Source organism: Chryseobacterium sp. POE27 (assembly GCF_039727685.1).
Taxonomy (GTDB): Bacteria; Bacteroidota; Bacteroidia; order Flavobacteriales; family Weeksellaceae; genus Chryseobacterium.
Genome location: NZ_CP152475.1, coordinates 2,315,824 through 2,327,690 on the forward strand (window position 1 = coordinate 2,315,824; position 11,867 = coordinate 2,327,690).

An 11,867-nucleotide genomic window follows, 5' to 3' on the forward strand; every position below is an offset into this window, starting at 1 on the left:
CTTTATGAAAGCTTTAAAAACGTTAAACCCTTACTTCTGGAAACACAAAATATTATTATTTTGGGGGGTATTATTCATCATCGCCAGTAATTTTTTCAATATATATAAGGTACAATTCGTAGGAAAATCGGTGGATGAACTTACGAAAAACGGTAATCTCGGCTTCAATAAACAGGTCCTGATCTATGTTGCCATTATTGTAGGATGTTCATTGCTGACCGGATTTTTCACCTTTATGATGCGACAGACTATTATTGTTGCTTCAAGAAGAATTGAATATGAATTGAAAAATAAAATCTACAGACACTATCAGGATTTATCTTTAACAGATTACAAACAGACAACGATTGGTGATCTTATGAACAGACTGAGTGAAGATGTTGTTGCGGTAAGAATGTATCTGGGACCGGGTGTAATGTACGTTGCCAATTTGCTGGTACTCGTTATCATTACGGCTATTTATATGATAAAGACTGACGCTTCCATGACTTTATGGACGTTGCTTCCTTTACCTATTTTATCTTACGCTATCTATAAAGTAAGTTCTATTATTAATAAAAAGTCGAAAATTATGCAGAAAAGCCAGTCTGCGATTTCCACTTTTGTACAGGATAGTTTTTCCGGAATCCGTGTGGTTAAATTTTTCGCCCGTGAAAAGTACATTGAAAAAAATTATGGGGTAAAAGTTACCGATTATCAGGATAAAGCTCTTGATCTGGCCAAGACGGAAGCCTATTTTTTCACCATCATTCTCTTTGTCATCGGACTTCTGAATGTAGCTATCATCTGGGTCGGCGGTCAGAAATATATTGCGGGAGAATTAAGCATCGGTAAAATTGCGGATTTCTTTATGTATATCAATACCCTCATATTTCCTTTTTCGATGGTGGGATGGGTAACTTCAGTGAATCAGCGTGCGGAAGCATCGATGCAGAGAATTAATGAATTTATGGATAAGAAGTCCGAAATCATTAACAAAAATTTTGAAAATTATCCTATTAAAGGAGATATTGAGTTCAAGAATGTATCTTATACTTACCCAAATACAGGCATTAAAGCACTGGAAAACCTTAGCTTTAAAGTAAATGCAGGAGAATCTCTGGCGATCATGGGAAAAACAGGAAGCGGAAAATCGACCATCGCATTATTACTCTGCAGATTGATTGACCCTACCGAAGGAGAAATTTTAATTGACGGAAAAAATTTAAAGGAACACAATTTAGATAATTACAGAAATTCCATCGGATATATTCCTCAGGAGAGCTATCTGTTTTCAGATTCCATTGAAAATAATATTGGTTTTGCCATTGATCATCCTACCCATGAGAAAGTTGTTGAATATGCTAAAATCGCTGATGTGGATAAAAACATCGTAGATTTTAAAGAGCAGTATAAAACAATGGTGGGCGAACGTGGCGTCATGCTTTCGGGGGGGTCAGAAGCAAAGAATATGCATTGCAAGAGCATTAATTAAAGATCCTAATATTATTATTTTCGATGATTCGCTATCAGCATTAGATACCGAAACAGAACAAAATATACTGGAAAATATAGAGAAAAAAACACATAACGCTACTTCTATAATCATCACACACAGAGAGTCTAGCGCTCAAAGAGCAGATAAAATTATTAACCTCACAGAAATTAGCAATTCCGTAACCGCATAGCACATTCGTTCACAAATGTTAAATAAATCATAAAAAAAATTTTGTGATTAAAAGAAAACTTTTATATTTGTTCCTAACAAGATTAAAAAATATCTAACAATGAGTGAATACAAGGAACGCCATGAAAATGAAATTTTCACTAAGGTGTTAAAAGCAGGGAGAAGAACTTATTTCTTTGATGTGCGCGAGACGAAAGCAGGAGATTATTATCTTACAATTACGGAAAGTAAAAAAAATTTCGGAGAGAACGGAGAAGCAACATTTGAGAAGCACAAAATCTATCTTTATAAAGAAGATTTCAAAAGTTTTCAGGAGATGTTTAATGAATCCACAGATTTCATCATTAACGAAAAAGGTGAGGATGTAATATCAGAAAAGCATGATAAAGACTTCAAAAGCAGATCATACACAATTGATTCTGACGAAGAAGTTTAAAATATCTAAACATTTAAAAACACAAGCATCTGGAAAAAGATGCTTTTTTTTATTTCTGAAATTTAACATTTTCACTTGCTATTAAATCGTAAAAATACAATGCTATGCATATTTTTTAGTTATTACACTTATACAATATTGAAAAATAATAAGTAAAATTGTTATTAATTATTTAATATTATAATTTAATCATTAAATAATTCTTATTAAAGTAAGCAAAAAACAGTAAAACACAAACTTTATAATATGAAATCCATTAACAAAATAAACCAAAAACGATTATCTATGAAATAATTTTAACCTTTTAAATATAAATACATGAAAAAAAATTTATTCCTTTTTATTCTGGCATCTGCATTCTGCTTTGCCCAAAATTCCCTAATGGTATCTCCTCAAACAGGAACGATGATTACTTCGGGAACAATTACAAATTTTAAACTTATTAGTGACGGGAACAGTGTTGCGTTGGTTGCTACCAATAATGCTACCGGTAAAGTATTCACCGTTGACGTCAATGACAATAATCCCGCAGACAAGGCAGCAAATACTATCGCAACCACTTCTAACAATGTAAAAACAAGAATAGAAGCCGCAATCGGACAAACTATTACTTCTATTAAAAATATTGAAGTAAATCCTATCACAAATTCTGTTTATATCATGGCTATGGTAAATACAACGCCATATTTTGTTAAGCTTACAAATTCAGGGAATACAATTACAGCGCTGAACTTTAACACAATGCCCTATTGTACGTTAAACTTCACGAATGCGAACTGCGCTTTTCAGGATATTGCATGGGGCGGTAATAAACTTTATGTATCAAGTAATCACAGCACTTTAAAAGGAGAGCTGGGCTATATATCAGCTCCATTTACTCATAATGCGACAATTACGAAAAGAGCCACCACAATGTTTAAATCAAATTTGGGGAATACATATTATACAAGTGCTCCGTTAGAAAAATTGAATTATATAAAAATTAATAATACCGAGTACTTATGTGGCACAACAACCTGTGCACCGGGCTTTTCGGAAACCGTATCTTCATTAGTCGATAACACAGGTCTGTTTACGGTACGAGAATCATTTGATGTTGTTTTTGATTATTCCGTGAAAACAATACCCATCAATAACGGGACCGAAGCATATCTATTAGACTTGCATAATAACTGGAGCTATAATACAATTTACAGAATAGGGAAAAAGTTTCTTGACGGAACCCCTTTTACCAATAATACTTATAATAGCAATGCTGTTGAGCTGAGAGATTATAGTGGCAACGTCAATCCAGGTCTTACTACAGAAGAAATGACAAGTTTCCCCGGCAGTTTCTCTTCAATGGCCTACTACTCGCCTTGTGAACTTCTTACATTATCATCAGATTATCAAACATTAGGAAAGCTAACTGTTTGTACAGCAGCATTGAATGTTGAAGAACAAAATGCTAAACATATAAAATTTGAGATCTCTCCAAATCCGGCATCCGATGTTTTGCATATTTTCTACGATGATAGGCTTTATAAAAATATAGAAGCCTCAGTTTACAGCTACGATGGAAAGCTAATCAAAAAGCAGACAATTGATTCAAACAACAAAAAAATCTCAATTTCAGATTTACAGACAGGAAATTATCTGTTAAAAATCAGCAATAAAGGGATAGATCTGGATTCTAAATCTTTCATTAAAAAATAACTAATAAAGAATCTTCTAAATAAATGTGCGGATCAAAAGTTCGCACATTATTCTTTACTATAAAATTTTAATTATGAAAGGAAAAACAACAGTTAATCTAAAGCATCTGTTTATGCTTTTTTTTATCTTTTCGTATAATTTCAGTTATTCACAGGAAATACAAGTTGATGTAAAAAGATCCAATAAGCCTTTATTTAAAGCTTTCCCTGCTCACGAAAATGATAAACAACCCTCAGACTTATTGAAGGTTTTCATGATCCAGGAAGGAAAGGAATCTCAGACACCGCTCTTGGGTACTTATTCCAAAGCGGAAGATACAATCTTCTTTGAGCCTCAGTTTGAATTGGGAGATGGACTTTCATTTAATGCTCACTTTTATTATAAAAATGATACGGTAAAAGTTTTATACAAAACTCAACCCATTGATTTTAATATCAATAAAGAAATTGCAGTAAGGGAAATATATCCCCGAAATAATAAAATTCCAAAGAATATACTGACTTTTTACGTTGAATTTTCAGAACCGATGCTGGAGGATGAATCCGCTTTCAGATATGTGAATTTATATAATGAAAATAAAGAAGTCGTACCTCATGTCTGGCTTAACAAAAGCAGGTGGATCAGCGATAGGATATTAATGCTTATGATCCATCCCGGAAGAGTAAAAAGCGGGATTAAATATTATGACAATTTAGGCGACGTTTTTTATGTTGGGAAAAAATATCATTTGGAGATTACCGACAAATTAAAACCATTACATAAAAATTCAAAAGTAAAACCTTTTATAAAAGAATTTGAAATTGTTGAGCCGACAGCAAGCTGTCCAAAAGTGTTACAAAACAAACTGAGTATTCCACGGAGAAACAGTAAAGAAAAATTAAAAATAGCCTTTGATAAACCTATGGATCTCTATACTATTCTAGGCGGAATTTCTATCAACATCTACAATACGGATATTAATATTCAAGGAAAATTTATCTCCGGATCGGATGACACGGAATGGTATTTTGTACCTGACAAACCGTGGACAGAAAAAAAATACACTTTAATTTTCAATAAATATGTCTCTGATCCTTCCGGTAATGGCATTATAAAACCATTTGAAACTACAAAAATAAAGAAATTATATACAAAAGATATTGCTAAAGTACTAAATTTCAGAACAAATTAAGATTATACGAATTGAAAATAGTTATAACTCTTAATTATTTACAGAAGTAAATAAGGAATAAAAAATCCCGCTTAATAAATAAGCGGGATAAGTATTTTGGGTGAATGATGGGTCTCGAACCCACGACCTTCGGAACCACAATCCGACGCTCTAACCAACTGAGCTACAATCACCGTTTTGTGAGTGCAAATATAGGAAAGATTTTTTAACTACCAAACAATTCCGTCAAAATTTTTCATCGCAATCAGCTTCTCAGACGTAAATCCCTCAGCATAAGTGACTCCCGATAACCTTCCTAAATCCTGAGCGCGGTAGGTTAAACTCTGATAAAAGTCTTTAGAGGTAATTGGTGTTTCGGGTTCTTTGGAAGTGGGATCATAAAACTGGGTTTTAAAAGCCATACACGCTTCAATTTTTTTATCCAGATGCTCAGAAATATCAATTACAAATTCAGGCTCGATGTTTTTCCACTGGATATAATGAAAAATATGCTTTGGTCTCCATATTTCCTGATTCTCTCCGTTCAAAACAGTTTCGATCTTTCTCAATCCTGCCAAAAAACACGCATCTGATACTAATTTCGCTCCTTTTGCATGATCCGGATGCCGGTCATCAATCGCATTGGCCAAAACGATTTCCGGACGGTATTTACGAATCATTTTTACAATTCTCATCTGATACTCTTCAGTATTCTCCAGAAAACCATCTTTCATTCCAAGATTTTCTCTGGCAATAACACCTAATATTTTTGCTGAATCTGTAGCTTCTGCCTTTCTGGTCTCTTCAGTCCCTCTCGTACCAAGCTCTCCTTTTGTAAGATCTACAATAGCACATATTTTTCCTTCAGCAACCATTTTAATGATCGTTCCTCCGCAACCAAGCTCTACATCGTCGGGATGAGCCCCAAAAGCTAATATATCTGTTTTCATACCTTCAAAGATACTATTAAAAGAAAAACTTCCCAAACATTACGAATGGGAAGCTATATATCTATAATTTAAAGTTTAAATTATTTATTGATTTCAGCATTCAGTTTTACTGCATCCTGATAATTAGGATCCAACTGTACAGATTTAGCTACATAATCTTTAGCCTTAGCCATATCAGAATCTTTGCTCATATATGCTACTGCGAAATATGCATAAGCAAGAGTTTGCTTGTTTGCCTCCTGTTCTGCAGGTTTCACGGTTGTAATGAATTTTTCGTAAGCAATTTTAGCGGCTTCATTGTTCCCTGCCTGCTGGTAAGAATATCCTAAACTATAGTAACCAGGTGCCCAGTCCGGAAGAAGTGTATTCATTTTCTGCCATGTCTGTATTGCTCCATTCCAGTTTTTTGCTTCCTGATAAGCTGTTGCCAATTTAAATAAAGAATCCGTATCCTGAGCGTTAGCTGCTACTTTTTGTTTTAAACCTTCAATTACAGGATTTGTAGGACCAGCATCAACACTTGCCTGAGAAGCTCCTCCTCCTGCGATTTTTGCCAATTCCATATCCCATTTCAACGTTTCATCTTTAGCAGCTTTGGCAATAGCAATCTTTTGCTGTGCTTCTGTAGTCAATGCCGTTTTCTTAGCAGGATCTGTCTCTGTTTTAGCTAAACCGGCAGCAATAAGACCTTGTAAGCCCTGATCGGCAGGTTGTACTCTCGATTTATCTGCCTGTGAAACAAAATTATCCATATTTTGTTTTGCTTCCGGATATTTCCCATCAGCGTACAATTGATAAGCTCTTAGCTTAAACTTGATCGGATCGTTAATTTTATCAAAAATTTTATCTAAAACCTGCTTAGAATTAGCATAATCTTCATTAGTAAAATAAAGTTTAGCAATTTCAAGCTGAGTATATGGATCTTCATCTGCGTATTTTGTATAGTTAATCAGATCTTGTGTTGCTTTAGCATTCTGTTGATATCTGATATCATAAGCCGCCAACGCTTTATAGGCAGGAGCATAAGTAGGATCGGTAGTGATAGCTTTATCTATACTTGTTTTAGCCTGCTGCCACTGTTGTGCCGCCATCCATAATGTTCCGATTCTAGTATAAACAGATGCTTTATTTTTAGCTAATGGAAGAGCTTTGTCATAAGCACTCATAGCATCTCCCGGCATTCTTTTCAGTCTGTACGCATCACCTAAAGTATAATAATAGTGTGCAGGAACTTCTTTTCTTGAGGCTCTTTCAATTGCTTTATTCAGGAATTGGATCGCAAGATCAGGAGAATTGTTTTTTTCAAATAATGTTAAAGCTTCCGCAGCCCTGAATAATACTTCAGCATCTTTCTCTCTTGAATCAGATACAATGCTTTGAATTTCAGCAACAGCACTTTTATCTCCTTTTCCAAGCTTCACTGTAGCCAAGCCTAGTTTGTTTAAATAACTTTTTTTATCTGCAGCAAGACCTTTGTTAAAATTTTCTGTTGCCGCTGCAAAATCAGGTTCACCTTGTTTTAAATATGTATTTCCAAGGTAGAAATAATTCTCGGCAGTGGGTGCCGATGCAATCATATTGGTAAAATTAGTTTTTGCCTGAGCAAATTTGTCGCTGTCCATACTGTTGATACCATCCTGTACAGTTTGCGCAAACGCAAAATTGGTAAAAAATACCACTGCTGCTCCAAAAGCAATCTTCTTTACATTCATATTCATTATATCTCTCATTTTTTATTTTCTAATCTAAATTCGATTTATATTGTAGACAATTTTCAGACCAAAATAATGATTTATTTTGTGGTAAAGTGTTAATTTAATATATTTTAACGCATCTGCACTTCTCTTCTGTACAGATTATAGGGCTGCAAACCTTCTTTCTGAACAATCATCTGTCCCAGCTGGGTACAGGAATATCTGATAAAGCCGTTGGCAATATTAAAGTTCCCTTCATTTGTTAAAAAATACAAAACTCTGGTGAACGGATAATTCATTTTGCGCAGATTTTCAAAATCTGTATTATATTGTACTCCTTTGTTTTCCACGGGAAGTATTTTCACCATATTTCTTAAGTTTTCAGATTCTTTATCGTAAGGACGACTGAAAGTATTAAGACCTATAACGCCAATTTTGTCAGGATATTTTTTTAATTCCTCAATAATATTTTTGTCACCGGGAATAATAGAATATTTTAAATCTTTAGGCTGTTTTTTAAGTTTTTGAGCAACAAAATTCAGATTACTTGAGTTGGCTCCGTCAAAAATAAATTTTTTATCGTCCGACTGCATTCCCTGAGTTATTTCTTCCATTGAAATGCTTTCTTTTGGAGAATCTTTCGGAACAACAAAAACTACCGCATCGGCAGCAAATCTTGCCGGCAAGAACTTAAGATCTACCTGTTCTTCATAAGTTTTAACTTCTTCAGGTGATAAATCTCTGGACATTACAATAATTCTTGCCTTATCATGCAAAAGATCAAGAAAGCCAAGGTCTTCTTTTTTGGTGACAACATTTATTTTGGTATCGGGATAATTAATCATATACCCTTCTGCTAAAGCTTCCGTAACACTTTTAAAAGATTCATCGGTAAGAATGGTCATTTCTCCTTTGTGATAAGATGGAGATTTCTCTTCCTTTTTACAGTTAACAGCTATAATACTAATAAAAAATAGCATTATGATTTTAATACTACTTTTCATTGTCTGAATTTTTAATTTTTGAAATTGCTCTGTAAATTCTGAAAATACCGTATAGGATAAGCAAAGCTCCTAATGCATAAGCAACTCCCGGTTCCAGAATTGTGAAAAAGAATTTGTAAAGAATCACGACAATTCCCAAAACGATATAGAACAATCCCGTCACAAGGGATAACCAATTGAACATCATATAACAAAAATACAAAAAAAATAAAAAGAGAAGCATATGCTTCTCTTTTTTAATTATTATTTAAAGATAAATTATCACTCAAAATTCATCGTCAGAGGTAATCTGAATCTGTAACGTACAGATTGCCCGTTGATTTTAGCAGGAGTCCATTTATTTTTAATAGACTTAACTGTTCTGATTGCTTCAGCATTGAAGTCTGAATTTCCTCCACTTGCTTTAACATCAGTTATACTTCCATCTCTTTCAACCACGAAAGTCACTTCAGCTTTTACCGTACCTTCATCTCCGTTCATTGCAGAACCGTCAAAATTACTTGATACTTTATTTCTGAAAGCGTTAATACCTCCAGGGAATTCCGCTGTCTGCTCTACTTCAGTGTACACTTGGTTTTCATTAACCTGAGGCTTAACTTCAGCTGTAGAAGTTCTTGTACCAGTTGATGGTGGCGGTGGCGGTGGCGTATAAGCCGGAGCTTTCACCCCTTCCTGATTATTAAGACCTGTAGTTGTTTCCAACTGCTTAGAAATCGGCGGTGGTGGAGTTTCAATTTTCGGAGCTTTTACAGGCTCAGGAACCACGTTCTGAATAATTTCAATTTTCTCTTCCTCTTTTGGAGGTGGAGGTGGCGGTGGTTCTTCTTCTTTCGGTTGCTCAATAATTTTATCTTCCTGAAGAATTTCAACCAAATCTGCCTTCACTTCTTGTTTAGGAGGTTCTGTTAATCTCTTAATAGTAAGATAAATAAAAGGAGACAGGGCCGCAATAAGGAATAATGCTGTTCCAACGATGAAAGATTTTGTCAGAAGTTTTGGGTACTGATGTCTTAAATCGTATGCACCATATTCCTTGTTTCTATTTTCAAATACAATCTCATCTAAAGTAAGATTCGGATCGTACACATTTTCATTTGCCATAGATATACAATTTTATGGTTAACTTACTTTGTAGCCGGTGCTGCTGCAGCCCCAGAGTTTCCAACCTTTCTGTCATAAATAGCTTTTTCCCAAGGCTTAAGATCAGTAACCCCGTACTGCTCGCTTTTAGTGATGGCCATTTCATCAAGAATATCTACAAAGTTTTTATATACAGCATCGTCAGTCGGTTTGATAATTACAGTAAACTTAGATTTATCAGCCGCATTTGCTTTTGCCTGCTCAATTACTTTTCTGATTCCTTCTCTGTCGAAAGTAGTTTCATTAAGATTCTGATCTGTTAAGGATGTATTATCCTGTTGATGCCAGAAAATCTTATTGTCTTTTCCTAATAACAAAGAAATAGAGTTAGAAAGTTTAATTTCTGTTGGAGGTGGTTTTTGTGTATCATCTTTCGGTTTTGCCGGAAGACCCAAATCCATTACATTCGGTTTAGAGAATGTGGTTGTGAACATAAAGAAGGTAATCAATAGAAAACCCAAGTCCACCATCGGAGTCATATCGACTCTGGTACTCTGTTTCTTGGAACGTACCTTGCCGCCTTTGGCGCCTTTTTCCTGTACTTGTACTTCTGCCATTTCTAATCGATATTATTCGTTAGGTTTACCTTCTTGTGATGTAATCAACCAAAATTTAAGAAAATCGATATCTCTTAAACCTTCAAATAAGCTTTTAACTTTCGGATATTCAGTGGTAACGTCTCCTTTAATCGCTAATTTGTATTCAGGATTTACGTTAAGACTTTCTTTTACCCAGTCTACTAATTGCTTATTTGTACTATCCATAGGAATCCCTGTAGGACTCTTGAAATTCTTCTGCTCGTCATCTGGCAAATCAAGATAGCTTTTCAGCTGGTTCATAGGAACGCCGATAGCCTGTACTTTTTTGGAATGCAGCTTTTTCATTATTGTCAAAAGTAACACCGTACTTTTTACCCATATTGTCTAAAAGCTGTAATCTTTCTGATGCATTTTCTACAGGTTGGAAATAAAACTTTCCGTCCGGAGTAGCGTTGATAGTCATCAAACTTGCATCAGGAAGTAACTTCTCTGATATTGAAGATGGCGGTTTGATCTGCTCCACGTCAGGTTTTTTAAACTGAGTGGTCAAGATAAAGAATGTAAGTAGTAGGAATGCAACGTCACACATTGCCGTCATATCCGTCACTACTCCATGTCTTTTTGGTTTGACTCTCGCCATTATTATTAATGATTTTTAATTAGACTTCTTTTTACTTACTGCAAATTCTTTGCTAAAAAATTCTTAGTTGAATTCAGCGAAAGACTGTTGGATACTCATTGCGATCTCGTCGATCTTATAAGTTAATCCGTCAATTTTAGAAGTAAAGAAGTTATAAAGGATGATAGCGATAGCTGAAGTACCGATACCTAAAGCCGTATTAATCAATGCTTCAGAAATACCTGTAGATAGTGCAGCTGCATCCGGAGTACCACCTCCTGAACCTAATGCGAAGAACGCCTTGATCATCCCGATTACCGTACCTAAAAGTGCTACTAACGTTGCAACAGTACCTAAAGTAGAAAGGATCATCATGTTTTTCTCAAGCATTGGCATTTCAAGAGTAGTCGCTTCTTCGATTGCTTTGTTAAGCGCTACCATTTTCTGCTCTTTGTTAAGCGTAGTATCATGAGATAAAGCTTTGTAAGTAGTAAGACCTTCTTTTACTACGTTACCAACAGAACCTTGTTGTCTGTCGCACTCTTCTAAAGCCTCATCAATTTTGTTTTGGTTTAGCAAACTTCTCACCTGTACAACGAAGTTGTCTAAGTTTCCCTTTCCTGCAGCTTTGCTAAGAACGAAATATCTTTCGAAAGAGAAAACGATTACCGTGATCATGAAAGTGATCAAGATAGGTACGATTACCCCTCCTTTGTAGATAATTCCCAAAAACGATTCTGGGTGAATGTCTTTTCCTTCAACACTTGAGAAAGCAACAGACCCACCTCCTAGTTTTTCTGCGTCTTTGAAGTTTCCTGGGTTACCAAGAACGAATAAATAAATACAAACTCCTATTACGAAAAGAATAGGAATAATTAAAGCCGGGTTAAGACCTCCTGCCTTTCTAGCAACTACTTGCTCATCATTTTTTGAAACATTCATTTCCATATTTAACTAAATTATATTGTTTTAAA

10 protein-coding genes, 1 tRNA gene and 2 pseudogenes are annotated in these 11,867 nt (G+C 34.9%); 4 read left to right on the forward strand and 9 right to left on the reverse strand.

Translation table 11 applies throughout. The features are described 5' to 3' along the window. Nucleotides 1–4: 4 nt before the first annotated feature. The 4 genes and pseudogenes from AAHI02_RS10950 (at nucleotide 5) to AAHI02_RS10965 (ending at nucleotide 4,968) form a co-directional block, all read left to right on the forward strand. A pseudogene (locus AAHI02_RS10950) lies at nucleotides 5–1,667 on the forward strand (ABC transporter ATP-binding protein). A gap of 99 nt (nucleotides 1,668–1,766) precedes the next feature. Then, nucleotides 1,767–2,102, forward strand: coding sequence for a DUF3276 family protein (locus tag AAHI02_RS10955; protein WP_106914481.1), 336 nt, complete (start codon nucleotides 1,767–1,769; stop codon nucleotides 2,100–2,102). 318 nt (nucleotides 2,103–2,420) lie between these two features. Beyond that, nucleotides 2,421–3,797: a T9SS type A sorting domain-containing protein gene (locus AAHI02_RS10960; RefSeq protein WP_346983281.1), complete on the forward strand. Its 1,377-nt coding sequence runs from the start codon at nucleotides 2,421–2,423 to the stop codon at nucleotides 3,795–3,797. Between the two features lie 73 nt (nucleotides 3,798–3,870). Then, a complete protein-coding gene (locus AAHI02_RS10965) occupies nucleotides 3,871–4,968 on the forward strand; it encodes a hypothetical protein (protein WP_346983282.1) in 1,098 nt (365 codons plus the stop codon). A gap of 98 nt (nucleotides 4,969–5,066) precedes the next feature. On the opposite strand, the gene AAHI02_RS10970 is transcribed toward AAHI02_RS10965, so the two are convergent. The 9 genes and pseudogenes from AAHI02_RS10970 to AAHI02_RS11010 form a co-directional block, all read right to left on the reverse strand. Further along, nucleotides 5,067–5,142 (reverse strand) — tRNA-His (locus AAHI02_RS10970). Between the two features lie 35 nt (nucleotides 5,143–5,177). Continuing rightward, entirely contained in the window at nucleotides 5,178–5,897 is a 720-nt protein-coding gene (gene bshB1 / locus AAHI02_RS10975) for a bacillithiol biosynthesis deacetylase BshB1 (RefSeq protein WP_346983283.1), read from the reverse strand. 80 nt (nucleotides 5,898–5,977) lie between these two features. Beyond that, nucleotides 5,978–7,627: a tetratricopeptide repeat protein gene (locus AAHI02_RS10980; RefSeq protein WP_346983284.1), complete on the reverse strand. Its 1,650-nt coding sequence runs from the start codon at nucleotides 7,625–7,627 to the stop codon at nucleotides 5,978–5,980. A gap of 95 nt (nucleotides 7,628–7,722) precedes the next feature. Beyond that, nucleotides 7,723–8,595, reverse strand: coding sequence for a substrate-binding domain-containing protein (locus AAHI02_RS10985; protein WP_346983285.1), 873 nt, complete (start codon nucleotides 8,593–8,595; stop codon nucleotides 7,723–7,725). Further along, nucleotides 8,585–8,782 carry a C4-dicarboxylate ABC transporter gene (locus tag AAHI02_RS10990; protein WP_346983286.1) on the reverse strand — a complete coding sequence of 66 codons (198 nt, stop codon included), beginning with the start codon at nucleotides 8,780–8,782 and terminating at the stop codon, nucleotides 8,585–8,587. The genes AAHI02_RS10985 and AAHI02_RS10990 overlap by 11 nt, the downstream gene beginning before the upstream one ends. Before the next feature lie 74 nt (nucleotides 8,783–8,856). Beyond that, entirely contained in the window at nucleotides 8,857–9,696 is an 840-nt protein-coding gene (locus AAHI02_RS10995) for an energy transducer TonB (protein WP_346983287.1), read from the reverse strand. Nucleotides 9,697–9,719: 23 nt separating this feature from the next. Continuing rightward, complete coding sequence (locus AAHI02_RS11000; protein ID WP_042721644.1) at nucleotides 9,720–10,292, reverse strand: biopolymer transporter ExbD; 573 nt, start codon at nucleotides 10,290–10,292, stop codon at nucleotides 9,720–9,722. 12 nt (nucleotides 10,293–10,304) lie between these two features. Next, nucleotides 10,305–10,914: pseudogene (locus tag AAHI02_RS11005) on the reverse strand (biopolymer transporter ExbD). Nucleotides 10,915–10,977: 63 nt separating this feature from the next. Further along, nucleotides 10,978–11,841 (reverse strand): MotA/TolQ/ExbB proton channel family protein, encoded by an 864-nt coding sequence (locus AAHI02_RS11010; protein WP_346983288.1) that lies wholly within the window; start codon nucleotides 11,839–11,841, stop codon nucleotides 10,978–10,980. Nucleotides 11,842–11,867 lie beyond the last annotated feature (26 nt).